General features: G+C 51.5%; 21 protein-coding genes, 1 tRNA gene and 2 rRNA genes. 9 read left to right on the top strand and 15 right to left on the bottom strand.

What is annotated here, in order from left to right:
* Nucleotides 1-186: 186 nt before the first annotated feature.
* The 7 genes from lepB to rseD form a co-directional block, all read right to left on the bottom strand.
* Nucleotides 187-1,161: a signal peptidase I gene (lepB, locus tag AB4H76_RS06500; protein ID WP_000002541.1), complete on the bottom strand. Its 975-nt coding sequence runs from the start codon at nt 1,159-1,161 to the stop codon at nt 187-189.
* Nucleotides 1,162-1,176: 15 nt separating this feature from the next.
* Entirely contained in the window at nt 1,177-2,976 is a 1,800-nt protein-coding gene (lepA, locus tag AB4H76_RS06495; RefSeq protein WP_000790168.1) for a translation elongation factor 4, read from the bottom strand.
* Nucleotides 2,977-3,173: 197 nt separating this feature from the next.
* Complete coding sequence (gene rseC / locus AB4H76_RS06490; RefSeq protein ID WP_000589070.1) at nt 3,174-3,653, bottom strand: SoxR-reducing system protein RseC; 480 nt, start codon at nt 3,651-3,653, stop codon at nt 3,174-3,176.
* Entirely contained in the window at nt 3,650-4,606 is a 957-nt protein-coding gene (rseB, locus tag AB4H76_RS06485) for a sigma-E factor regulatory protein RseB (RefSeq protein ID WP_000812053.1), read from the bottom strand. The genes rseC and rseB overlap by 4 nt, the downstream gene beginning before the upstream one ends.
* The gene (gene rseA, locus AB4H76_RS06480; protein ID WP_001168459.1) at nt 4,606-5,256 is read right to left on the bottom strand and encodes an anti-sigma-E factor RseA; all 651 of its coding nucleotides are present in this window, start codon (nt 5,254-5,256) and stop codon (nt 4,606-4,608) included. The genes rseB and rseA overlap by 1 nt, the downstream gene beginning before the upstream one ends.
* A 32-nt stretch (nt 5,257-5,288) precedes the next feature.
* Entirely contained in the window at nt 5,289-5,864 is a 576-nt protein-coding gene (rpoE, locus tag AB4H76_RS06475; RefSeq protein WP_001295364.1) for an RNA polymerase sigma factor RpoE, read from the bottom strand.
* The gene (gene rseD / locus AB4H76_RS06470; protein WP_001303621.1) at nt 5,861-6,016 is read right to left on the bottom strand and encodes a rpoE leader peptide RseD; all 156 of its coding nucleotides are present in this window, start codon (nt 6,014-6,016) and stop codon (nt 5,861-5,863) included. The genes rpoE and rseD overlap by 4 nt, the downstream gene beginning before the upstream one ends.
* Before the next feature lie 255 nt (nt 6,017-6,271).
* Here rseD and nadB point away from each other — a divergent pair, with 255 nt between their 5' ends.
* Nucleotides 6,272-7,894, top strand: a complete 1,623-nt coding sequence (nadB, locus tag AB4H76_RS06465; RefSeq protein WP_001094491.1) for an L-aspartate oxidase — start codon at nt 6,272-6,274, stop codon at nt 7,892-7,894.
* Here the strand turns inward: nadB and trmN are convergent.
* Nucleotides 7,879-8,616 carry a tRNA(1)(Val) (adenine(37)-N(6))-methyltransferase TrmN gene (gene trmN / locus AB4H76_RS06460; RefSeq protein WP_001295363.1) on the bottom strand — a complete coding sequence of 246 codons (738 nt, stop codon included), beginning with the start codon at nt 8,614-8,616 and terminating at the stop codon, nt 7,879-7,881. The genes nadB and trmN overlap by 16 nt on opposite strands.
* Nucleotides 8,617-8,747: 131 nt before the next feature.
* On the opposite strand from trmN, the gene srmB reads away from it, so the two are divergent.
* On the top strand, nt 8,748-10,082 hold the full coding sequence (gene srmB / locus AB4H76_RS06455) for an ATP-dependent RNA helicase SrmB (protein WP_000219193.1): 1,335 nt from the start codon (nt 8,748-8,750) through the stop codon (nt 10,080-10,082).
* 208 nt (nt 10,083-10,290) lie between these two features.
* Here srmB and AB4H76_RS06450 read toward each other — a convergent pair whose 3' ends face one another.
* A complete protein-coding gene (locus tag AB4H76_RS06450; protein ID WP_001351830.1) occupies nt 10,291-11,172 on the bottom strand; it encodes a LysR family transcriptional regulator in 882 nt (293 codons plus the stop codon).
* 102 nt (nt 11,173-11,274) lie between these two features.
* Here AB4H76_RS06450 and eamB point away from each other — a divergent pair, with 102 nt between their 5' ends.
* The gene (gene eamB / locus AB4H76_RS06445; RefSeq protein ID WP_074579435.1) at nt 11,275-11,862 is read left to right on the top strand and encodes a cysteine/O-acetylserine transporter; all 588 of its coding nucleotides are present in this window, start codon (nt 11,275-11,277) and stop codon (nt 11,860-11,862) included.
* Nucleotides 11,863-11,917: 55 nt separating this feature from the next.
* Here eamB and grcA read toward each other — a convergent pair whose 3' ends face one another.
* A complete protein-coding gene (grcA, locus tag AB4H76_RS06440) occupies nt 11,918-12,301 on the bottom strand; it encodes an autonomous glycyl radical cofactor GrcA (RefSeq protein WP_000627807.1) in 384 nt (127 codons plus the stop codon).
* Nucleotides 12,302-12,605: 304 nt separating this feature from the next.
* Between grcA and ung the strand changes: the two genes are divergently transcribed.
* On the top strand, nt 12,606-13,295 hold the full coding sequence (gene ung / locus AB4H76_RS06435) for a uracil-DNA glycosylase (protein ID WP_001262716.1): 690 nt from the start codon (nt 12,606-12,608) through the stop codon (nt 13,293-13,295).
* Nucleotides 13,296-13,342: 47 nt separating this feature from the next.
* Here the strand turns inward: ung and AB4H76_RS06430 are convergent, their stop codons facing one another.
* Nucleotides 13,343-14,380, bottom strand: coding sequence for a tRNA/rRNA methyltransferase (locus AB4H76_RS06430; RefSeq protein WP_000997403.1), 1,038 nt, complete (start codon nt 14,378-14,380; stop codon nt 13,343-13,345).
* A gap of 206 nt (nt 14,381-14,586) precedes the next feature.
* On the opposite strand from AB4H76_RS06430, the gene trxC reads away from it, so the two are divergent.
* The 5 genes from trxC to AB4H76_RS06405 all read left to right on the top strand — a co-directional run bounded on the left by trxC (nt 14,587) and on the right by AB4H76_RS06405 (nt 20,303).
* Nucleotides 14,587-15,006 carry a thioredoxin TrxC gene (gene trxC, locus AB4H76_RS06425; protein WP_001098726.1) on the top strand — a complete coding sequence of 140 codons (420 nt, stop codon included), beginning with the start codon at nt 14,587-14,589 and terminating at the stop codon, nt 15,004-15,006.
* 68 nt (nt 15,007-15,074) lie between these two features.
* Nucleotides 15,075-15,773 carry a tRNA-uridine aminocarboxypropyltransferase gene (gene tapT / locus AB4H76_RS06420; protein WP_001300438.1) on the top strand — a complete coding sequence of 233 codons (699 nt, stop codon included), beginning with the start codon at nt 15,075-15,077 and terminating at the stop codon, nt 15,771-15,773.
* 31 nt (nt 15,774-15,804) lie between these two features.
* Nucleotides 15,805-18,465 (top strand): peptidyl-lysine N-acetyltransferase PatZ, encoded by a 2,661-nt coding sequence (gene patZ, locus AB4H76_RS06415; RefSeq protein WP_000083005.1) that lies wholly within the window; start codon nt 15,805-15,807, stop codon nt 18,463-18,465.
* A gap of 113 nt (nt 18,466-18,578) precedes the next feature.
* On the top strand, nt 18,579-19,934 hold the full coding sequence (gene pssA / locus AB4H76_RS06410; protein ID WP_000949265.1) for a CDP-diacylglycerol--serine O-phosphatidyltransferase: 1,356 nt from the start codon (nt 18,579-18,581) through the stop codon (nt 19,932-19,934).
* A 45-nt stretch (nt 19,935-19,979) separates the two neighbouring features.
* Nucleotides 19,980-20,303 (top strand): YfiM family lipoprotein, encoded by a 324-nt coding sequence (locus AB4H76_RS06405; protein WP_001295360.1) that lies wholly within the window; start codon nt 19,980-19,982, stop codon nt 20,301-20,303.
* Here AB4H76_RS06405 and kgtP read toward each other — a convergent pair.
* From kgtP to AB4H76_RS06385, 4 genes are all read right to left on the bottom strand, one after another.
* Nucleotides 20,300-21,598 carry an alpha-ketoglutarate permease gene (gene kgtP, locus AB4H76_RS06400; protein WP_000841103.1) on the bottom strand — a complete coding sequence of 433 codons (1,299 nt, stop codon included), beginning with the start codon at nt 21,596-21,598 and terminating at the stop codon, nt 20,300-20,302. The two genes, AB4H76_RS06405 and kgtP, sit on opposite strands and share 4 nt — an antisense overlap.
* A gap of 326 nt (nt 21,599-21,924) precedes the next feature.
* A 5S ribosomal RNA gene (gene rrf, locus AB4H76_RS06395) occupies nt 21,925-22,040 on the bottom strand.
* 94 nt (nt 22,041-22,134) lie between these two features.
* Nucleotides 22,135-25,038: ribosomal RNA gene (locus AB4H76_RS06390) — 23S ribosomal RNA — on the bottom strand.
* Between the two features lie 184 nt (nt 25,039-25,222).
* Nucleotides 25,223-25,298: transfer RNA gene (locus tag AB4H76_RS06385), tRNA-Glu, on the bottom strand.
* Between the last annotated feature and the right edge of the window lie 70 nt (nt 25,299-25,368).

Here is a 25,368-nt window from a genome sequence, read left to right as displayed (position 1 = left end):
TTCAGTTTAGCGGTATATGGGGACCAACGCTGTTTCGTGTGCCGTGGCAACCTGGAGGTGCCAACCTTAAACTTCGGGGGAATATTCTATACACAACGACGGGGGATGTCGTTAGCCACGGGAGATTTATCTCATAAATAATTCACGTTGTCGCCATAACGGCGACAACGTGAACGAAGATGGCTATTAATGGATGCCGCCAATGCGACTTAAGCGCAGACCAGTCGGCCATTCGCCTTCTTGCTTATCGAAGCTCATCCAGATAGCCGTTGCCCGACCGACCAGATTCGCTTCCGGCACAAAGCCCCAGTAACGGCTGTCCGCGCTGTTGTCGCGGTTGTCGCCCATCATGAAGTATTGTCCCGGAGGAACAATCCAGGTTGCCAGTTGTTGCCCTGGCTGCTGGTAATACATCCCCACCTGATCCTGCGCAATCGGCACTGTCAGAATGCGGTGCGTCACATCACCCAGTGTCTCTTTACGCTCGGAAAGACGAATTCCATTTTCTTTGGTTTCGTTTTTCGGCACTTCAAAGAATCCGCTGGTCGCTTCCCCACCATTACGGCGTGAGAAGGTCTGAACGAAATCGCTCGGTTCCACGTTTGAGTAGGTGACCGGCAGCGCGTTTTCACACGCCTGGCCGGAACTGCATCCCGGTTGAATCGTCAGCTCTTTTGAGACCGGATCGTAAGTGACTTTATCGCCCGGTAAACCCACCGCGCGCTTGATGTAATCAAGCTTTGGATCTTCCGGATATTTAAAGACCACGATATCGCCGCGTTTCGGATGACCGGTTTCGATCAGCGTTTTCTGGTAGATAGGATCTTTAATGCCATAAGCAAACTTCTCTACCAGAATAAAATCACCAATTAACAGAGTCGGCATCATCGAACCTGACGGGATCTGGAACGGTTCATAAATAAACGAACGCACAATCAATACGATAGCCAGTACCGGAAAAACAGAAGCACCGGTTTCCAGCCAGCCAGGCTTCGGCGCAACCTTTTTCAACGTTGCTTTATCCAGTGAGTCCCCGGCAGCCGCCTGCGCCGCTGCCTGACGTTCCCGCCGTTTAGGTGCGAAAAAGAATTTATCCACGCACCATAAAATGCCCGTCACCAGTGTGGCAATCACCAGAATCAGGGCAAACATATTCGCCATGCCAACTCCTAAGGGTTATTTGTTGTCTTTGCCGACGTGCAGAATGGCGAGGAACGCTTCCTGCGGCAGCTCGACGTTACCGATCTGCTTCATGCGTTTCTTACCTTCTTTCTGCTTCTGCAGCAGCTTTTTCTTACGGCTGATATCGCCGCCATAACATTTAGCCAGTACGTTTTTACGCAGCTGTTTCACGGTGGATCGCGCAATGATGTGCGTACCAATCGCTGCCTGAATGGCGATATCAAACTGCTGGCGTGGGATCAGATCTTTCATCTTCTCCACCAACTCGCGACCGCGGTTTTGCGAATTATCACGGTGGGTGATCAACGCCAGCGCATCAACACGTTCACCGTTGATTAATACGTCTACACGTACCATGTCGGACGCCTGGAAGCGCTTGAAGTTGTAATCCAGAGACGCATAACCACGCGAGGTAGATTTCAGGCGATCGAAGAAGTCGAGCACCACTTCCGCCATCGGGATCTCGTACGTCAGCGCCACCTGATTACCGTGGTAAACCATATTGGTCTGCACGCCGCGTTTTTCTACGCACAACGTAATAACGTTGCCGAGATATGCCTGCGGCAGCAGCATGTGACACTCTGCAATCGGCTCGCGCAGTTCGTAGATGTTATTTACCGCAGGCAGCTTGGATGGGCTGTCGACGTAGATAACTTCTCTTGACGTGGTTTCAACTTCATACACTACGGTCGGCGCAGTGGTGATCAGATCCAGATCGTATTCACGTTCCAGACGTTCCTGGATGATCTCCATGTGCAGCAGGCCGAGGAAGCCGCAGCGGAAACCAAAGCCCAGCGCGCTGGAGCTTTCCGGCTCATAGAACAGTGAGGCATCGTTCAGGCTGAGTTTACCCAGCGCGTCACGGAAGGCTTCATAGTCGTCGGAACTTACCGGGAACAGACCGGCGTATACCTGCGGTTTGACTTTCTTAAAGCCAGGCAGCGCCTTTTCTGCCGGATTACGCGCCAGCGTTAAGGTATCGCCGACTGGAGCGCCGTGGATATCTTTAATCGCACATACGAGCCAGCCTACTTCGCCACATTTCAGTTCAGTGCGGTCAACCTGTTTCGGCGTGAAGATGCCCAGACGGTCGGCGTTATAGGTCTGCCCGGTACTCATGACTTTCACTTTGTCGCCCTTACGCAGGGTGCCGTTTTTAATACGGATAAGTGAAACAACGCCCAGGTAGTTGTCGAACCATGAGTCGATAATTAGTGCCTGCAACGGGCCTTCCGGATCGCCTTCCGGCGGCGGAATGTCGCGCACCAGACGTTCGAGAACGTCCTGCACGCCAACACCGGTTTTCGCTGAACAGCGCACCGCGTCAGTGGCGTCGATGCCTACGATATCTTCAATTTCTTCCGCCACGCGTTCAGGATCGGCTGCCGGCAGGTCAATCTTGTTCAGTACCGGCACCACTTCGAGATCCATTTCCATGGCGGTGTAACAGTTTGCCAGGGTTTGCGCTTCCACGCCCTGCCCGGCGTCGACCACCAGCAATGCACCTTCACAGGCAGCCAGCGAACGGGAAACTTCATAGGAGAAGTCTACGTGGCCCGGGGTGTCGATAAAGTTAAGCTGATAGGTTTCGCCGTCAGACGCTTTGTAGTCCAGCGTCACGCTTTGCGCTTTGATGGTAATGCCACGCTCACGCTCAAGATCCATGGAATCGAGAACCTGCGCCTCCATTTCACGGTCAGACAGGCCACCGCAGATCTGGATAATACGGTCAGACAGCGTCGATTTACCGTGGTCAATGTGAGCTATGATCGAAAAGTTACGTATATTCTTCATAAAGTATGATTATTGTGCCTTAATGCCCGGTTAACCAGGCTTTTAGAAGTCGCTGTTCTGAGCTTAACGTCTGTATTAATAGAAACGCCGCATTCTACACTACAACATTGAGGCGAGGAAATGTTCATACCGTATGGATTGTGGTATCTGGAAACGTCCTCGCATTTGTTATGCAAAATGCAACAAAGCCAGTGAAATCACTGGCTCGCGTCTTCCGAAGATGTTTCAAATCGCACAAGGCCAGGCGGCAATGCCACGCTTAAGATGATCGGTTGCCATTCTGCCCGGGCAGCAAACTTACGCGAGTAGCCACGCGCAATCAGGAACCCGCCAATACCGCCGAGGACCGCACCACATAATGCTGCGACGTCAGAAGCAAAGAGTAGCTGAAATAGCGAAGCGATGAGGAATAATCCCACCAGCGGCGACATATAAACCAGTAATGCGGAGCTAAGCAGGCTGCCTTCGGCGATCCCCAATTCCACTTTTTGCCCCGGCACTAACGGCTCATCACAGGGTACGACAATGGTATGCGTGGTTTGCGGGCCAAGTTTATTCAACACGCGGCTACCGCAACCGGCGCGTGAAGCGCAGCTGCTGCATGAGGCTTTAACATCACAACTGACCAGCGCCTGCCCGTTTTGCCAGGAGACGACGGTAGCCCACTCTTTGATCATTGCGCTGCCCCGAACTTAATATTCTCGGCAATGCGTTTCGCCGTTTGCGGCGGCAGTTCACCGACAATGGTGATTTCGGCGTTATCACGTACGCTTGTACTGACGGTTCTGCGTCCGGTGCGCAACATCTGATCGGTGCTCGATGGCGTAGCGCGGTTAACGTTTACCGAGAAGCTGAATAATCCGTCGGAATAGAGACGTGATTCGATAGGCATGTTGTCCATCGTCGGTAGCGGACGTCGACTACTGGAAACTTCGCTAAAACCCTGTGGCAACCAGGTTGGCGTCCAGCTGAATTTAGCTTTTTCACCTACAGGAACAGAAAGCAACGGCGGCAAATTTGCCTTCGCCAACGTCTGCATACTGCTGCTGATATCCTGATTGACGTTAAAAGCAATCACGCGAAATTGTTCCAGCGTTTCACCATCGCGATCAAGGAGATCAACCCTCATCGGTAATTTCGATTCAGTGTCCATCCACACGATGTAGCTGTAGCGTGTACCATCTCGGGCAACCACGCGAATGACTTCGCAAAGACGATCAGCAATACGCGTGCGCCCGACGGAGATGAAGTCGTAGTAAGGAGAAAGGCGTTTGAAATCGGTATAGATGAGCGATGGCAGAGAATCAACAATGTAATCGCCATTAAGCGTGAACGGTTCAAGTCCCGGTTCAAAATAGCTGATTTCATTGCCGCGCTGTACCACTTCCCGGCGCGGGCCATCCATTTGCAACAATTGTGCAAGAGGACGGTTATCGAGGCGTGCATGTCGATAACGCAGAGACTCAACACCCTGTTTATTGATGCTGATGAATGACAGCTCGTAATTCAGTGACTGACTGGCCAGGTTCATCTGCTGTAGTAACGCCCCGGACGCGGGAGTGGCCGAGGCGTTAGCAGAGAATAACAGGCTACCTGTCACTAATGACATGGCAAACCAAAGTTGCTTCATTACTGCGATTGCGTTCCTAAAGTTTGAATTCCTGGCACCTGTACAGCGGCTTGCTGGGTTTGCGCCTGCTCAAACTGAAGCTGTTCAGAGTGGAGTCGGCGTTGCAGTTCGTAATCCTGCAACATTGCATTAATGCGACGACGCTGCTCCTGTACCTGCTGCTGTTGACCATTGTTTGCGGTCGCTTCAGAAGGTACTCCCAGGCTAACCGGGCTGGCTTTACCCATCATCGGCAGTGTATTAAATACCGGCGTTTCGGGCTGCTGGGACGTTTCAGATTGTCCATTATAGTGCTGGACGCCAACGATAACTGCAAGCGATACGCATGCGGCTACGCCCATTTGGGTAAGCTGTGCCGCCCACGGACGTACTTTCTGCCAGAATGGCATTTTCTGCCATTGATGCGGCGCAGGCTGGGCTTCCGGGATCAATGTCGCCGGTTGACGTACTGGCTCTTCTTCAATGGCGGCCATCACGCGTGAAGAGATATCGAAATGGAGCACCTCGGGAGTATCACCCCGCATTGAGTCACGGATTAAGTGATAGCTTTCCCAGGTTTTCTGCATTTCTGGATTATGAGCCAGTTCGTTAAGCAGCTCACTATCCAGCGTTTCGCCATCCATTAAAGCGGAAAGTTGTTCTTTCTGCATGCCTAATACCCTTATCCAGTATCCCGCTATCGTCAACGCCTGATAAGCGGTTGAACTTTGTTATCAATAGCTTCCCTCGCTCGGAAGATACGTGAACGCACTGTACCTACCGGACAATCCATGATAGCGGCTATCTCTTCATAGCTCAGGCCATCCAGCTCCCGCAAGGTTATTGCCATGCGTAAATCTTCCGGGAGGGACTCAATAGTTCGGAAAACTATCTGTCTCAGTTCTTCTGACAACATTAAGTTCTCAGGGTTCGAAATTTCTTTCAACGCGCCGCCACTTTCGAAGTTTTCAGCTTCAATGGCATCCACATCACTGGAAGGTGGACGACGCCCCTGAGCAACCAGGTAATTTTTCGCTGTATTTACAGCAATCCGATACAGCCATGTATAAAAAGCGCTATCTCCCCGGAACGAATCCAGCGCACGATAGGCTTTAATAAAAGCTTCTTGTACCACATCGGGAACATCACCCGACGGCACATAGCGGGAAACCAGACTCGCCACTTTATGCTGATAGCGCACTACCAGTAAGTTAAAGGCTTTCTGATCTCCCTTCTGGACCCGTTCAACCAGGACCTGGTCCGTTAACTGCTCGCTCATCCGAGGTAAAGTCTCCCCAAACCAAATTTCCACGCGCTATCGAAACGCCACTCCATTAGCTGCAATTTGAGCAAGCAAAGGGTTAGAGTGTCTCGTTTTTGTAAAGTTCCGTAACGCATCTGTTTTTGTTTGTCATGCTGTAGACGGATCATTATCTATCATTATAAGTCTACAGAATCTGAACATCGCATTATCTGTGTAGAAATGCCCATTTAACTGCCTGAAGAGTAACCCAACGGCCTTTTTATTTCACCACCTAATCCTCCACCAGCCAGTAACTTCTCTTTTTCTCGCCGCCCTGCGTCAGCGTGTTTAGCAACTGTAACAAATATTAAAATAGCAGGTGTTTATCCGCACAACATGATGCTATGCTGACCAAACCATGTTTAGTAAATTAAACAAAGAAAATGAATACTCTCCCTGAACATTCATGTGACGTGTTGATTATCGGTAGCGGCGCAGCCGGACTTTCACTGGCGCTACGCCTGGCTGACCAGCATCAGGTCATCGTTCTAAGTAAAGGCCCGGTAACGGAAGGTTCAACATTTTATGCCCAGGGCGGTATTGCCGCCGTGTTTGATGAAACTGACAGCATTGACTCGCATGTGGAAGACACATTGATTGCCGGGGCTGGTATTTGCGATCGCCATGCAGTTGAATTTGTCGCCAGCAATGCACGATCCTGTGTGCAATGGCTAATCGACCAGGGGGTGTTGTTTGATACCCACATTCAACCGAATGGCGAAGAAAGTTACCATCTGACCCGTGAAGGTGGACATAGTCACCGTCGTATTCTTCATGCCGCCGACGCCACCGGTAGAGAAGTAGAAACCACGCTGGTGAGCAAGGCGCTGAACCATCCGAATATTCGCGTGCTGGAGCGCAGCAACGCGGTTGATCTGATTGTTTCTGACAAAATTGGCCTGCCGGGCACGCGACGGGTTGTTGGCGCGTGGGTATGGAACCGTAATAAAGAAACGGTGGAAACCTGCCACGCAAAAGCGGTGGTGCTGGCAACCGGCGGTGCGTCGAAGGTTTATCAGTACACCACCAATCCGGATATTTCTTCTGGCGATGGCATTGCTATGGCGTGGCGCGCAGGCTGCCGGGTTGCCAATCTCGAATTTAATCAGTTCCACCCTACCGCGCTATATCACCCACAGGCACGCAATTTCCTGTTAACAGAAGCACTGCGCGGCGAAGGCGCTTATCTCAAGCGCCCGGATGGTACGCGTTTTATGCCCGATTTTGATGAGCGCGGCGAACTGGCCCCGCGCGATATTGTCGCCCGCGCCATTGACCATGAAATGAAACGCCTCGGCGCAGATTGTATGTTCCTTGATATCAGCCATAAGCCCGCCGATTTTATTCGCCAGCATTTCCCGATGATTTATGAAAAGCTGCTCGGGCTGGGGATTGATCTCACACAAGAACCGGTACCGATTGTGCCTGCTGCACATTATACCTGCGGTGGTGTAATGGTTGATGATCATGGGCGTACGGACGTCGAGGGCTTGTATGCCATTGGCGAGGTGAGTTATACCGGCTTACACGGCGCTAACCGCATGGCCTCGAATTCATTGCTGGAGTGTCTGGTCTATGGCTGGTCGGCGGCGGAAGATATCACCAGACGTATGCCTTATGCCCACGACATCAGTACGTTACCGCCGTGGGATGAAAGCCGCGTTGAGAACCCTGACGAACGGGTAGTAATTCAGCATAACTGGCACGAGCTACGTCTGTTTATGTGGGATTACGTTGGCATTGTGCGCACAACGAAGCGCCTGGAACGCGCCCTGCGGCGGATAACCATGCTCCAACAAGAAATAGACGAATATTACGCCCATTTCCGCGTCTCAAATAATTTGCTGGAGCTGCGTAATCTGGTACAGGTTGCCGAGTTGATTGTTCGCTGTGCAATGATGCGTAAAGAGAGTCGGGGGTTACATTTCACGCTGGATTATCCGGAACTGCTCACCCATTCCGGTCCGTCGATCCTTTCCCCCGGCAATCATTACATAAACAGATAAAAAGCCTGGGTCAGCGCCGTATACGCTTCGGAATAGTTCTGGTCTGGCCCACGAATGACTAAGCGATCGCTAAAGCATTCTCCCGCCTGCGGGGAGAATGCCAGCAGCACCCGATGCGGCAGTCGCGCTTCGTTTTCCGCCACATCCGTCCGCAAACGTAAATGCCAGCCCATGCTTAATGCCAGCTCCGTAAAACCATTACCAATCTGCTCTGGCAGCACTACGCAGAAAAATCCCTCTTCGGTAATGCACTCCGCCGCACAGGTCAGCAACGATGGGTGATCAAGCGTAGTGGTATAGCGAGCCTGTTCCCGTTGAGGTGTCGAGCACTCTACTCCCTGCTGATAGTAAGGTGGGTTACTGATGATTAAATCGAAGCGTACTGTCTGCTGTGTGATCCACTGCTGAATATCCGCCGTATGGACGTTAATCCGCTCTGCCCACGGGGACTGGTTGATATTTTCCTGCGCCTGCGCGGCAGCTTCACTTTCCAGTTCAACTGCATCAATCATCACGCTGTCATCGGTTCGCTGCGCCAGCATTAATGCCAGCAACCCGCTACCCGCGCCGATATCAAGGCAACGTTTTACCCCAGCCACCGGTGCCCATGCGCCCAATAAAATACCATCCGTTCCCACTTTCATCGCACAGCGATCGTGAGCAACAAAAAACTGTTTAAAAGTAAATCCATTACGACGAAGCACGGATGTAGACTGTGACATGAAAATAAAACCTTGCAGGAAAAACGGCGATAGCACCGGGTGAGAACAATACCCGAGAAGCGATATCCATACAAACAGATGAAGATTGCAGCCGTAACGTCTATAATCAGCGCCCCACACAGAGGTAGAACATGACTGTAACGACTTTTTCCGAACTTGAACTCGACGAAAGCCTGCTGGAAGCCCTCCAGGATAAAGGTTTCACTCGCCCGACCGCCATTCAGGCTGCCGCCATTCCGCCTGCGCTCGATGGCCGTGATGTACTCGGTTCTGCGCCGACAGGCACCGGTAAAACGGCGGCGTATCTGCTGCCAGCGTTGCAGCACCTGCTCGATTTCCCGCGTAAGAAATCCGGTCCGCCGCGTATTTTGATCCTCACCCCAACTCGCGAGCTGGCGATGCAGGTGGCCGATCATGCCCGCGAACTGGCGAAACATACGCATCTGGATATCGCCACCATCACCGGCGGCGTAGCCTATATGAACCACGCGGAAGTGTTCAGCGAAAACCAGGACATCGTGGTCGCCACGACCGGGCGTCTGCTGCAATACATAAAAGAAGAGAACTTCGATTGCCGCGCGGTTGAAACGCTGATCCTCGACGAAGCAGACCGTATGCTGGATATGGGCTTCGCTCAGGATATCGAACATATTGCTGGCGAAACGCGCTGGCGTAAACAGACCCTGCTCTTTTCGGCAACGCTGGAAGGCGATGCGATTCAGGACTTTGCCGAGCGTCTGCTGGAAGACCCGGTGGAAGTTTCTGCCAATCCGTCCACCCGTGAGCGCAAAAAAATTCATCAGTGGTATTACCGCGCCGATGATCTTGAGCATAAAACCGCGTTGCTGGTGCATCTGTTAAAACAGCCGGAAGCGACCCGCTCAATTGTGTTTGTGCGTAAGCGTGAACGTGTGCATGAGCTGGCAAACTGGCTGCGCGAAGCGGGCATCAACAACTGCTATCTCGAAGGTGAGATGGTACAAGGCAAGCGTAACGAAGCGATCAAGCGTTTGACCGAAGGTCGCGTAAACGTACTGGTTGCAACCGATGTTGCCGCGCGCGGTATCGACATTCCTGACGTCAGCCACGTCTTTAACTTCGATATGCCGCGCAGTGGTGATACTTATTTGCACCGTATCGGACGTACCGCGCGCGCCGGTCGTAAGGGAACAGCGATTTCGCTGGTTGAAGCTCATGACCATCTGCTGCTGGGTAAAGTAGGCCGCTATATTGAAGAGCCAATTAAAGCTCGCGTTATTGATGAGTTACGCCCGAAAACGCGTGCGCCAAGCGAAAAGCAGACCGGCAAGCCATCGAAGAAAGTACTGGCTAAACGTGCTGAGAAGAAAAAAGCTAAAGAGAAAGAGAAGCCGCGGGTGAAAAAACGCCATCGCGACACCAAAAATATTGGTAAGCGCCGTAAACCAAGCGGAACGGGCGTGCCACCGCAAACGACAGAAGAGTAATCTCAATGCCAGGTTTAAGCCTGGTATTAAAAGTGCTGGCAAACGCAAAACTGCCTGATGCGCTACGCTTATCAGGCCTACGTGGCTCATGCAATATATTGAATTTGCACGATCTTGTAGGCCGGATAAGGCGTTCACGCCGCATCCGGCATGAATAAAGCGCACTTTGTCGACAAGTTAAATGCCGGGTTTAATCCCGACATTATTTTTATCCAGCCACAAAACTCTCTTCAACACACTGAATAAAAGTGTGCATCGCCGGGCTAACCGCTTTTCCAGCATGGTGTGCGCACATGGCCGTAATGGTCTGCGACTGTTCGCCAAAAGGCAATTCAATTAATTCTCCGCTCTCAAGCTCTTTTTCCACCGCAAAGCGGGGCAAGTAACTGACACCGATATTCGCCGCGACACAACGTTTGATACTTTCAATGCTTAACAGCTCAATGGTGTTTTCCACCGTGCTCCGCCGCTGGCGCAATGTACTTTCAAAGATCTGCCGAAAGACACATTGCGGTTCGTTGATAATAAAGCTACAGGCGTTATGTCTTCCCGGCTCAGTAAAATCGACATCTGCAATTTGCGGTGAAGCCACCAGCACCAGCGATTGTTCACCCAACTCTCGTCGGTTCAGGGCATCATCATTCCCTACGCGATAAAAGACGCCGACATCGGCCTCATCATTCAGTAGCGCATCACGGATCACGTAACAGTTCAGCGACTGCAACGATAAACGCACTTTTGGTGCGCGTTGCCGAAAACGCTGCAACACCTGCGGCATTCGGTAAGAGAGCAACGTTTCGCCCGAAACAACGCGTAGTTCCCCGTCCGGATCTGACTCCTTTTTGGCAGCCTCACGAAGCGTATCCATCACTCGGGTAAGTTCATAAATGTGCGGCAGCAACTTTTTTCCTTCGCGGGTAAGGCACATCCGTCGGCCAATTTTCTCAAATAACTGGACTGAAAACTCCTGCTCAAGCTGCTGAATATGAAAAGTCACCGTCGATTGTGTACAGCACAATTTTTGCGAAGCTCGCAAAAAGGAACCCTCTTCCACCACGGTTTTAAGCGTAATAAAACGGCGCAGATCCATAACCCCAAACCTATCGAAAATATCGAATCTAGAATATAAAAACATTCATTTTTTTAAATGTTCCGTGTCGGGTACTGTCTACCAAAACAGAGGAGATAACAAGTGATACCGACCCTTTTAAGTGCTTTTTGGACTTACACCCTGATTACCGCTATGACGCCAGGACCGAACAATATTCTCGCCCTTAGCTCTGCTACGTCGCATGGATTTCGTCAAAGTACCCGCGTGCTGGCAGGGATGAGTCTGGGATTTTTGATTGTGATGTTACTGTGTGCGGGCATTTCATTTTCACTGGCAGTGATTGACCCGGCAGCGGTACACCTTTTGAGTTGGGCGGGGGCGGCATATATTGTCTGGCTGGCGTGGAAAATCGCCACCAGCCCAACAAAGGAAGACGGACTTCAGGCAAAACCAATCAGCTTTTGGGCCAGCTTTGCTTTGCAGTTTGTGAACGTCAAAATCATTTTGTACGGTGTTACGGCACTGTCGACGTTTGTTCTGCCGCAAACACAGGCGCTAAGCTGGGTAGTTGGCGTCAGCGTTTTGCTGGCGATGATTGGGACGTTTGGCAATGTGTGCTGGGCGCTGGCGGGGCATCTGTTTCAGCGATTGTTTCGCCAGTATGGTCGCCAGTTAAATATCGTGCTTGCCCTGTTGCTGGTCTATTGCGCGGTACGCATTTTCTATTAACGAAAAAAAGCGGAAGAGGTCGCCCTCTTCCGCTTAGTAACTTGCTACTTAAGCCTTACAGGCTTTCAGTAAAGGTACGAGCGATAACGTCGCGCTGCTGTTCCGGAGTCAGAGAGTTAAAGCGAACTGCATAACCGGATACACGGATGGTCAGCTGCGGATATTTTTCCGGATGCTTAACTGCATCTTCCAGAGTTTCGCGACGCAGAACGTTAACGTTCAGGTGTTGACCACCTTCAACGCGAACTTCTGGTTTCACTTCTACTGGAACTTCACGGTATTCAATGTCACCCAGTTTGCTTACTGCAACCACTTCATCTTCTGCATAACCTGCTTTTGCAACGATGCAACGTGCTTCGCCTTTTTCGCTGTCCAGCAGCCAGAAAGAGTTCAGCAGATCGTCGTTAGCGGCTTTAGTAATCTGGATACCTGTAATCATGTGATGCCTCCCCGGCAAAATTATTTGATTTGTTCAGCCTGTCGCGGCCAATTGGTAAAACCATTGTTGCTTGAGTGTATATATACTCCTCAACCACCCTTGATTCTTTGATTTAAATCAATAAAAACCACACATCGATTGTGGTCGTAAATGGATTTTATTGTTTTACATCAACTTATGCGGGTGTGAAATTTTACCAATTTACATTTTTTTGCACTCGTTTAAGTCTAAAAAATGAGCATGATTTTGTTCTGTAGAAAGAAGCAGTTAAGCTAGGCGGATTGAAGATTCGCAGGAGAGCGAGATGGCTAACGAACTAACCTGGCATGACGTGCTGGCTGAAGAGAAGCAACAACCTTATTTTCTTAATACCCTTCAGACCGTCGCCAGCGAGCGGCAGTCCGGCGTCACTATCTATCCACCACAAAAAGATGTCTTTAACGCGTTCCGCTTTACCGAGTTGGGTGACGTTAAAGTGGTGATTCTCGGCCAGGATCCTTATCACGGACCGGGACAGGCGCATGGTCTGGCATTTTCCGTTCGTCCCGGCATTGCCATTCCTCCGTCATTATTGAATATGTATAAAGAGCTGGAAAATACTATTCCGGGCTTCACCCGCCCTAATCATGGCTATCTCGAAAGCTGGGCGCGTCAGGGCGTTCTGCTGCTCAATACTGTGTTGACGGTTCGCGCAGGTCAGGCGCATTCCCACGCCAGCCTCGGTTGGGAGACGTTTACTGATAAAGTCATCAGCCTGATTAACCAGCACCGCGAAGGCGTGGTGTTTTTGTTGTGGGGATCACATGCGCAAAAGAAAGGGGCGATTATAGATAAGCAACGCCATCATGTACTGAAAGCACCGCATCCGTCGCCGCTTTCGGCGCATCGTGGATTCTTTGGCTGCAACCATTTTGTGCTGGCAAATCAGTGGCTGGAACAACGTGGCGAGACGCCGATTGACTGGATGCCAGTATTACCGGCAGAGAGTGAGTAAATTTGCGGGGAAATGCCGGATGGCAGAGTTGCCACCCGGCTGATTTATCAGGCTTTATTCTGACGCCACCATTCACCAAGCAAAACGCCGGTTGCGACAGAGATATTCAGCCCGGCAACGTTGCCCGTACCGTCAATCTTCACGCGCAGATCGTTCGGATCGCGTGCGGCATCCGGTAACCCTTCATATTCCTGACCCAGCACCAGTACCATTTTCGCTGGCAGACTAGTTTTGAACAGCGGTTTACCCTGCTCGCTGGAAGTGGTCACTACGGTGTAACCTGCCTGACGGAAATCATCCAGCACGTTAACAATGTTGTCGCCAGTAATCGGCTGAACGTGCTCTGCGCCGCCTTCTGCGGTACGGATAGCCGCCCCCGACTCCAGCAGTGCCGCATCCTGCACCACGACACCTTTCACGCCGAAGTGCGCGCAGCTGCGCATCATGCCACCCAGGTTATGCGGGTTAGATTCGTTTTCCAGTGCCAGAACGCAATCCTGCGCGCCTGCCTGGCTTACCCACTGCTGCACGGTTGTACCGTTACGCTTTTTGATCAAGAAGCAAACGCCGCCGTGATGTTCCGTGCCTGACGCTTTTGTCAATTCCGCTTCATCCACCACATGGTACGCTTTGCGGTTTGCTGCCATCCAGCGCAAAGCTTCTTTAAAACGCGGCGTTACACTCTGGATAAACCAGGCGCGAACAATCGCTTCCGGACGGCTCTGGAAAAGTGCCTGACATGCATTTTCGCCGTAGACGCGGGTTTCTTCCGCACGCTGACGACGCAACACTTCCGGATCAATAAAACTTTTACCACTGATGCCACCGTGATCGGCCTTTTCCGGCGTCTCATCACCCGGCGCGCGGGAAACCGTGCGCCACGGCGAATCTTCCCACTTGCGGTCACGGGGCTGACTCTGTTTGTCATCGCGGGCGGGGCGACGGCCACCGTCAGCACGAGATTTTCCTGGACGCCCGCCCCCTTTCCCGGTACGCGGGTTGTGGGTACGTTTATCAGAATCATCATCACTGCGGACATACATCACTTTGACCTTGCCGCTTTTACCTTTCATTTCATCGTTCATGCTTTTCTCCACCAGCGCTGCGCGAAGCGCGCAGATTACCCGAAGTCCGCGCGGTTCGCCATGATTTCGTACCAAAGCCTGCGACTATCATACCTATTGAATAAAACAGATTGTTGTCTGGAACAATGTCCCCGATAATATGTAACATATTAGAAACATACCGGCGTCGTTGCCGATAAGTCTCCTTACTCATCCCGAGGTTAGTTATGAATACCGTTTGTACCCATTGTCAGGCCATCAATCGCATTCCCGACGATCGGATCGAAGATGCGGCAAAATGCGGACGCTGCGGTCACGACTTGTTTGACGGAGAGGTGATTAATGCGACCGGTGAAACACTCGACAAATTGCTGAAGGATGATCTACCTGTGGTGATCGACTTCTGGGCACCGTGGTGCGGCCCCTGCCGTAATTTCGCACCAATTTTTGAAGATGTCGCGCAAGAGCGTAGCGGTAAAGTGCGCTTTGTGAAAGTGAATACCGAAGCTGAACGTGAATTGAGCAGTCGCTTTGGAATTCGTAGTATACCGACGATCATGATTTTCAAAAACGGTCAGGTTGTCGACATGCTTAATGGCGCAGTACCGAAAGCGCCGTTCGATAGCTGGCTGAACGAATCTCTTTAATCTTACCGGGGCGCATCTTGTGCCCCGTTTTCTCCTCTGCGACAATGGCGTTTTTTCGACGCTCTCTTATGACCGAAAACGCTGTTCTCCAGTTACGCGCCGAGCGTATTGCGCGCGCAACACGTCCTTTTCTTGCCCGCGGTAATCGCGTTCGTCGCTGCCAACGCTGTCTTTTGCCAGAGAAATTATGTCTCTGTTCGACAATTACCCCAGCACAAGCAAAAAGTCGCTTCTGTTTGCTGATGTTCGACACCGAGCCAATGAAGCCCAGTAATACCGGGCGTCTCATTGCTGATATTTTGCCTGATACCGTTGCGTTTCAATGGTCGCGTACCGAACCCTCGCAGGATTTGCTGGAGTTGGTGCAAAACCCGGACTATCAGCCAATGGTGGTCTTTCCCGCTTCGTATGCTGATGAGCAACGGGAAGTGATCTTCACACCACCTGCCGGTAAGCCACCGCTGTTTATCATGCTCGATGGTACCTGGCCGGAAGCTCGCAAGATGTTTCGTAAAAGTCCGTATCTGGATAATCTTCCCGTCATTTCCGTCGATCTTTCCCGGCTTTCTGCCTATCGCCTGCGTGAAGCCCAGGCTGAAGGCCAATATTGTACTGCCGAGGTAGCCATCGCACTGTTAGATATGGCCGGCGATACCGGGGCGGCGGCAGGGTTAGGCGAGCATTTTACCCGCTTTAAAACACGCTATCTGGCAGGAAAAACGCAACATCTGGGTAGCATCACAGCAGAACAGTTAGAAAGCGTTTAAAATCATTCGGTCACTTCTGCGGGAGACCGGTATGAGTCAGCGAGGACTGGAAGCACTACTGCGACCAAAATCGATAGCGGTAATTGGCGCGTCGATGAAACCCAATCGCGCAGGTTACCTGATGATGCGTAACCTGCTGGCGGGAGGCTTTAACGGACCGGTACTCCCGGTGACGCCAGCCTGGAAAGCGGTGTTGGGTGTGTTGGCCTGGCCGGATATTGCCAGCTTGCCCTTTACACCCGACCTTGCGGTTTTATGTACCAATGCCAGCCGTAATCTTGCTCTTCTGGAAGAGCTCGGCGAGAAAGGCTGTAAAACCTGCATTATTCTTTCCGCCCCGGCATCGCAACACGAAGATCTCCGCGCCTGCGCCCTGCGCCATAACATGCGCCTGCTTGGACCAAACAGTCTGGGTTTACTGGCTCCCTGGCAAGGTCTGAATGCCAGCTTTTCGCCTGTGCCGATTAAACGCGGCAAGCTGGCGTTTATTTCGCAATCGGCTGCCGTCTCCAACACCATCCTCGACTGGGCGCAACAGCGTAAGATGGGCTTTTCCTACTTTATTGCGCTCGGCGACAGCCTGGATATCGACGTTGATGAATTGCTTGACTATCTGGCACGCGACAGTAAAACCAGCGCCATCCTGCTCTATCTCGAACAGTTAAGCGACGCGCGACGCTTTGTTTCGGCGGCCCGTAGTGCCTCGCGTAATAAACCGATTCTGGTGATTAAAAGCGGACGTAGCCCGGCGGCACAGCGACTGCTCAACACGACGGCAGGAATGGACCCGGCATGGGATGCGGCTATTCAGCGTGCCGGTTTGTTGCGGGTACAGGACACCCACGAGCTGTTTTCGGCGGTGGAAACCCTTAGCCATATGCGCCCGCTACGTGGCGACCGGCTGATGATTATCAGCAACGGTGCTGCGCCTGCCGCGCTGGCGCTGGATGCCTTATGGTCACGCAATGGCAAGCTGGCAACGCTAAGCGAAGAAACCTGCCAGAAACTGCGCGATGCACTGCCAGAACATGTGGCAATATCTAACCCGCTCGATCTACGCGATGACGCCAGCAGTGAGCACTATATTAAAACGCTGGATATTCTGCTCCACAGCCAGGATTTTGACGCGCTGATGGTTATTCATTCGCCCAGCGCCGCTGCTCCCGCAACAGAAAGCGCGCAAGTATTAATTGAAGCGGTAAAGCATCATCCCCGCAGCAAATATGTCTCTTTGCTGACGAACTGGTGCGGCGAGCACTCCTCGCAAGAGGCACGACGTTTATTCAGCGAAGCCGGGCTGCCGACCTACCGTACCCCGGAAGGAACCATCACTGCTTTTATGCATATGGTGGAGTACCGGCGTAATCAGAAGCAACTACGCGAAACGCCGGCGTTGCCCAGCAATCTGACTTCCAATACCGCAGAAGCGCATCTTCTGTTGCAACAGGCGATTGCCGAAGGGGCTACGTCGCTCGATACCCATGAAGTTCAGCCCATCCTGCAAGCGTATGGCATGAACACGCTCCCTACCTGGATTGCCAGCGATAGCACCGAAGCGGTGCATATTGCCGAACAGATTGGTTATCCGGTGGCGCTGAAATTGCGTTCGCCGGATATTCCACATAAATCGGAAGTTCAGGGCGTCATGCTTTACCTGCGTACAGCCAATGAAGTCCAGCAAGCGGCGAACGCTATTTTCGATCGCGTAAAAATGGCCTGGCCACAGGCGCGGGTCCACGGCCTGTTGGTGCAAAGTATGGCTAACCGTGCTGGCGCTCAGGAGTTGCGGGTTGTGGTTGAGCACGATCCGGTTTTCGGGCCGTTGATCATGCTGGGTGAAGGCGGTGTGGAGTGGCGTCCTGAAGATCAAGCCGTCGTCGCACTGCCGCCGCTGAACATGAACCTGGCCCGCTATCTGGTTATTCAGGGGATCAAAAGTAAAAAGATTCGTGCGCGCAGTGCGCTACGCCCATTGGATGTTGCAGGCTTGAGCCAGCTTCTGGTGCAGGTTTCCAACTTGATTGTCGATTGCCCGGAAATTCAGCGTCTGGATATTCATCCTTTGCTGGCTTCTGGCAGTGAATTTACCGCGCTGGATGTCACGCTGGATATCTCGCCGTTTGAAGGCGATAACGAGAGTCGGCTGGCAGTGCGCCCTTATCCGCATCAGCTGGAAGAATGGGTAGAATTGAAAAACGGTGAACGCTGCTTGTTCCGCCCGATTTTGCCAGAAGATGAGCCACAACTTCAGCAATTCATTTCGCGAGTCACCAAAGAAGATCTTTATTACCGCTACTTTAGCGAGATCAACGAATTTACCCATGAAGATTTAGCCAACATGACACAGATCGACTACGATCGGGAAATGGCGTTTGTAGCGGTACGACGTATTGATCAAACGGAAGAGATCCTCGGCGTCACGCGTGCGATTTCCGATCCTGATAACATCGATGCCGAATTTGCTGTACTGGTTCGCTCGGATCTCAAAGGGTTAGGCTTAGGTCGACGCTTAATGGAAAAGTTGATTACCTATACGCGAGATCACGGACTACAACGTCTGAATGGTATTACGATGCCAAACAATCGTGGCATGGTGGCGCTAGCCCGCAAGCTCGGGTTTAACGTTGATATCCAGCTCGAAGAGGGGATCGTTGGGCTTACGCTAAATCTTGCCCAACGCGAGGAATCATGAGTAAGGTACTGGAAATGTTGACCACTTAATCGGGACTGGTGTTATTATTGCCCGCTTATGTCGTCTGCATTGCACAGAGGACCCTTCAATGAACAGAGAAGAAATGCACTGTGATGTTGTCAAAATTTAAGCGTAATAAACATCAACAACACCTTGCCCAACTACCCAAGATTTCTCAATCAGTTGATGATGTCGATTTCTTTTACGCTCCCGCCGACTTCCGGGAGACGCTGCTGGAAAAAATAGCCAGCGCGAAGCAGCGCATTTGCATTGTCGCCCTGTATCTCGAACAGGATGACGGTGGCAAAGGCATTCTGAACGCGTTGTATGAAGCTAAAAGGCAGCGTCCGGAACTGGATGTGCGGGTGCTGGTCGACTGGCATCGTGCACAACGTGGACGCATTGGCGCTGCGGCATCTAACACTAACGCTGACTGGTACTGCCGCATGGCGCAGGAAAATCCGGGCGTAGATGTTCCGGTTTATGGCGTTCCAATCAATACCCGTGAAGCCCTTGGTGTTCTGCACTTTAAAGGCTTTATCATCGACGATAGCGTACTTTATAGCGGTGCCAGCCTGAACGATGTTTACCTGCATCAGCACGATAAATATCGCTACGACCGTTATCATCTTATCCGTAACCGTAAGATGTCAGACATTATGTTTGAATGGGTTACACAGAATATTATGAATGGCCGCGGCGTTAATCGTCTGGATGATGTTAATCGGCCAAAAAGCCCGGAAATCAAGAACGATATTCGTCTGTTCCGCCAGGAGCTGCGTGATGCCGCTTATCATTTCCAGGGCGATGCCGACAACGATCAGCTTTCCGTAACGCCGCTAGTGGGGCTGGGGAAATCGAGTCTGTTGAACAAGACCATTTTCCATCTTATGCCTTGTGCCGAGCAGAAACTAACCATCTGTACGCCATACTTCAACCTGCCAGCAATCCTTGTGCGCAATATTATCCAGTTGCTGCGCGAAGGGAAAAAGGTCGAAATTATTGTTGGTGATAAAACCGCGAACGACTTCTACATTCCGGAAGATGAACCTTTCAAGATAATTGGCGCATTGCCTTATCTCTATGAGATCAATCTGCGTCGTTTCCTGAGCCGTTTGCAGTATTACGTCAATACTGACCAGTTAGTGGTTCGGTTATGGAAAGATGACGACAACACCTATCACCTGAAAGGGATGTGGGTTGATGATAAGTGGATGTTGATCACCGGTAATAACCTGAACCCGCGCGCCTGGCGTCTGGATCTGGAAAACGCCATTTTGATCCACGATCCACAACTGGAGCTTGCGCCGCAGCGAGAGAAAGAACTGGAGCTGATCCGCGAGCATACCACCATCGTTAAGCACTATCGCGATCTGCAAAGTATTGCCGATTATCCGGTGAAGGTTCGTAAACTCATCCGCCGTTTGCGCCGTATCCGCATCGACCGATTAATTAGCCGAATCCTGTAATCACAACCCCGTCCTGTACGGGGTTTGTTTTTTGGAGGCCACGTTTTGCGTATTCTTTTTGTCTGTTCGCTATTGTTACTTTCTGGATGCAGCCATATGGCTAACGATAGCTGGAGCGGGCAGGATAAAGCTCAACACTTTATCGCCTCGGCGATGCTTTCCGCCGCCGGAAATGAATATTCACAGCATCAGGGGATGAGCCGGGATCACAGTGCCATGTTTGGATTGATGTTCTCTGTCAGTTTGGGGGCGTCAAAAGAGCTTTGGGATAGCCGCCCCGAAGGGAGCGGCTGGAGCTGGAAGGATTTGGCCTGGGATGTCGCCGGTGCAAGCACCGGCTATACCGTCTGGCAACTGACCCGTCACTAAAGACGCATCCCCTTCCCTTTGCGATGTAGCATCAAAGAAACCAGAAACGCCACCACGGCCATCAAGGTCACATACCAGAAGAAGGCTGTTTCCATTCCTATTGATTTCAGCGACAACGCTACGTACTCCGCCGAACCACCAAATATAGCATTAGCGACCGCATATGACAGACCAACGCCTAATGCGCGAACCTGTGCCGGGAACATCTCAGCCTTCAGTATTCCACTGATTGATGTATAAAAACTCACTATCAGCAGGGCACACATCACCAGACCAAAAGCGGCATAAGGCGAGGAAACGTTTTGCAATGCTGAGAGAATAGGAACGGTAAAAATGGCTGCCAGCGAACCGAAACATAACATTGAGGTACGGCGACCAATCTTATCCGACAGCGCGCCAATGAGTGGTTGAATAAGCATGAATACAAACAATGCGGCAGTCATAATGCCACTCGCCACGTTGGCATGCATTCCCGCAGTATTTACCAGATACTTCTGCATATAAGTAGTGAAGGTATAGAAACAAAGGGAGCCCGCAGCGGTAAAACCGAGAACCATGATGAATGCACGGCGATTGCGCCATAATCCTTTCAGAGATCCAGCTTCTTTTAAAGCGCGCGTTTCTTGTTGCGAAGTTTCATCTAACTGACGACGTAACCACAACGCCACAACAGCTAACACAGCTCCTAACGCGAAAGGAATACGCCATCCCCACTCTCTGAGTGCAGCGTCTTCCATGGTGTGTTGTAAAACCACGACAACCAGTAGGGCTAGCAGTTGTCCGCCGATCAACGTCACATACTGAAATGATGCGTAAAAACCTTTGCGCCCTTCAACGGCAACTTCACTCATATAGGTGGCGCTGGTGCCATATTCTCCGCCAACGGATAATCCCTGAAATAAACGAGCGAGAAGCAATAATGCCGGAGCCCACGTACCTATAGTTTCATAACCTGGGAGGCAGGCGATAACCAGCGATCCGAAACACATCATACACACCGATAACAGCATCGATTTTTTGCGACCATGTTTATCGGCTATGCGGCCAAATAGCCAACCGCCTATTGGGCGCATCAGGAATCCCGCAGCAAAAACACCTGCTGTTTGTAGTAGTTGAGTCGTCGTGTTCCCGGAAGGGAAGAAAATGTGGGCGAAGTAGAGTGAACAGAACGAGTAGACATAGAAATCGAACCACTCGACCAGATTACCTGAAGAGGCCCCCACAATCGCCCAAATGCGGCGACGAGTATCACTACTTGTCAGTTTGCTGTCTGCCGTTACAGTACTTTCAGCCATGCCATTATGTCTCCTGCCGTAATCCGATGCTTTTGTCGGTCGCTTTTGTTTATTTTTTTTGGTAAAGGAAATGTTATACATTTGTTGCATATCATTATGCAACCTTAACCATGAATTTAGTTAGCAGGAAAATGGTTATTGAGGAGCTTAAGGATAAATTTCTGGTAAGGAGGACACGTATGGAAGTGGGCAAGTTGGGGAAGCCGTATCCGTTGCTGAATCTGGCATATGTGGGAGTATAAGACGCGCAGCGTCGCATCAGGCATTTTTTTCTGCGCCAATGCAAAAAGGCCATCCGTCAGGATGGCCTTTTTGCATAATTTGATGCCTGGCAGTTCCCTACTCTCGCATGGGGAGACCCCACACTACCATCGGCGCTACGGCGTTTCACTTCTGAGTTCGGCATGGGGTCAGGTGGGACCACCGCGCTACGGCCGCCAGGCAAATTCTGTTTTATCAGACCGCTTCTGCGTTCTGATTTAATCTGTATCAGGCTGAAAATCTTCTCTCATCCGCCAAAACAGCTTCGGCGTTGTAAGGTTAAGCCTCACGGTTCATTAGTACCGGTTAGCTCAACGCATCGCTGCGCTTACACACCCGGCCTATCAACGTCGTCGTCTTCAACGTTCCTTCAGGACTCTCAAGGAGTCAGGGAGAACTCATCTCGGGGCAAGTTTCGTGCTTAGATGCTTTCAGCACTTATCTCTTCCGCATTTAGCTACCGGGCAGTGCCATTGGCATGACAACCCGAACACCAGTGATGCGTCCACTCCGGTCCTCTCGTACTAGGAGCAGCCCCCCTCAGTTCTCCAGCGCCCACGGCAGATAGGGACCGAACTGTCTCACGACGTTCTAAACCCAGCTCGCGTACCACTTTAAATGGCGAACAGCCATACCCTTGGGACCTACTTCAGCCCCAGGATGTGATGAGCCGACATCGAGGTGCCAAACACCGCCGTCGATATGAACTCTTGGGCGGTATCAGCCTGTTATCCCCGGAGTACCTTTTATCCGTTGAGCGATGGCCCTTCCATTCAGAACCACCGGATCACTATGACCTGCTTTCGCACCTGCTCGCGCCGTCACGCTCGCAGTCAAGCTGGCTTATGCCATTGCACTAACCTCCTGATGTCCGACCAGGATTAGCCAACCTTCGTGCTCCTCCGTTACTCTTTAGGAGGAGACCGCCCCAGTCAAACTACCCACCAGACACTGTCCGCAACCCGGATTACGGGTCAACGTTAGAACATCAAACATTAAAGGGTGGTATTTCAAGGTCGGCTCCATGCAGACTGGCGTCCACACTTCAAAGCCTCCCACCTATCCTACACATCAAGGCTCAATGTTCAGTGTCAAGCTATAGTAAAGGTTCACGGGGTCTTTCCGTCTTGCCGCGGGTACACTGCATCTTCACAGCGAGTTCAATTTCACTGAGTCTCGGGTGGAGACAGCCTGGCCATCATTACGCCATTCGTGCAGGTCGGAACTTACCCGACAAGGAATTTCGCTACCTTAGGACCGTTATAGTTACGGCCGCCGTTTACCGGGGCTTCGATCAAGAGCTTCGCTTGCGCTGACCCCATCAATTAACCTTCCGGCACCGGGCAGGCGTCACACCGTATACGTCCACTTTCGTGTTTGCACAGTGCTGTGTTTTTAATAAACAGTTGCAGCCAGCTGGTATCTTCGACTGATTTCAGCTCCACGAGCAAGTCGCTTCACCTACATATCAGCGTGCCTTCTCCCGAAGTTACGGCACCATTTTGCCTAGTTCCTTCACCCGAGTTCTCTCAAGCGCCTTGGTATTCTCTACCTGACCACCTGTGTCGGTTTGGGGTACGATTTGATGTTACCTGATGCTTAGAGGCTTTTCCTGGAAGCAGGGCATTTGTTGCTTCAGCACCGTAGTGCCTCGTCATCACGCCTCAGCCTCGATTTTCCGGATTTGCCTGGAAAACCAGCCTACACGCTTAAACCGGGACAACCGTCGCCCGGCCAACATAGCCTTCTCCGTCCCCCCTTCGCAGTAACACCAAGTACAGGAATATTAACCTGTTTCCCATCGACTACGCCTTTCGGCCTCGCCTTAGGGGTCGACTCACCCTGCCCCGATTAACGTTGGACAGGAACCCTTGGTCTTCCGGCGAGCGGGCTTTTCACCCGCTTTATCGTTACTTATGTCAGCATTCGCACTTCTGATACCTCCAGCATGCCTCACAGCACACCTTCGCAGGCTTACAGAACGCTCCCCTACCCAACAACGCATCAGCGTCGCTGCCGCAGCTTCGGTGCATGGTTTAGCCCCGTTACATCTTCCGCGCAGGCCGACTCGACCAGTGAGCTATTACGCTTTCTTTAAATGATGGCTGCTTCTAAGCCAACATCCTGGCTGTCTGGGCCTTCCCACATCGTTTCCCACTTAACCATGACTTTGGGACCTTAGCTGGCGGTCTGGGTTGTTTCCCTCTTCACGACGGACGTTAGCACCCGCCGTGTGTCTCCCGTGATAACATTCTCCGGTATTCGCAGTTTGCATCGGGTTGGTAAGTCGGGATGACCCCCTTGCCGAAACAGTGCTCTACCCCCGGAGATGAATTCACGAGGCGCTACCTAAATAGCTTTCGGGGAGAACCAGCTATCTCCCGGTTTGATTGGCCTTTCACCCCCAGCCACAAGTCATCCGCTAATTTTTCAACATTAGTCGGTTCGGTCCTCCAGTTAGTGTTACCCAACCTTCAACCTGCCCATGGCTAGATCACCGGGTTTCGGGTCTATACCCTGCAACTTAACGCCCAGTTAAGACTCGGTTTCCCTTCGGCTCCCCTATTCGGTTAACCTTGCTACAGAATATAAGTCGCTGACCCATTATACAAAAGGTACGCAGTCACACGCCGAAGCGTGCTCCCACTGCTTGTACGTACACGGTTTCAGGTTCTTTTTCACTCCCCTCGCCGGGGTTCTTTTCGCCTTTCCCTCACGGTACTGGTTCACTATCGGTCAGTCAGGAGTATTTAGCCTTGGAGGATGGTCCCCCCATATTCAGACAGGATACCACGTGTCCCGCCCTACTCATCGAGCTCACAGCATGTGCATTTTTGTGTACGGGGCTGTCACCCTGTATCGCGCGCCTTTCCAGACGCTTCCACTAACACACACACTGATTCAGGCTCTGGGCTGCTCCCCGTTCGCTCGCCGCTACTGGGGGAATCTCGGTTGATTTCTTTTCCTCGGGGTACTTAGATGTTTCAGTTCCCCCGGTTCGCCTCATTAACCTATGGATTCAGTTAATGATAGTGTGTCGAAACACACTGGGTTTCCCCATTCGGAAATCGCCGGTTATAACGGTTCATATCACCTTACCGACGCTTATCGCAGATTAGCACGTCCTTCATCGCCTCTGACTGCCAGGGCATCCACCGTGTACGCTTAGTCGCTTAACCTCACAACCCGAAGATGTTTCACTTCAGAGTTGCGAAAATTTGAGAGACTCACGAACAACTTTCGTTGTTCAGTGTTTCAATTTTCAGCTTGATCCAGATTTTTAAAGAGCAAATATATCAAACATCACCCGAAGATGAGTTTTGAGATATTAAGGCAGGTGACTTTCACTCACAAACCAGCAAGTGGCGTCCCCTAGGGGATTCGAACCCCTGTTACCGCCGTGAAAGGGCGGTGTCCTGGGCCTCTAGACGAAGGGGACACGAAAATTGCTTATCACGCGTTGCGTGATATTTTCGTGTAGGGTGAGCTTTCATTAATAGAAAGCGAAC

It is taken from the genome of Escherichia sp. UTM R2, from assembly GCF_048593455.1.
Classification (GTDB): Bacteria; Pseudomonadota; Gammaproteobacteria; order Enterobacterales; family Enterobacteriaceae; genus Escherichia; species Escherichia coli.
Note: the sequence above shows the minus strand (reverse complement) of the source record. Positions and strands in the feature narration are given on the sequence as shown.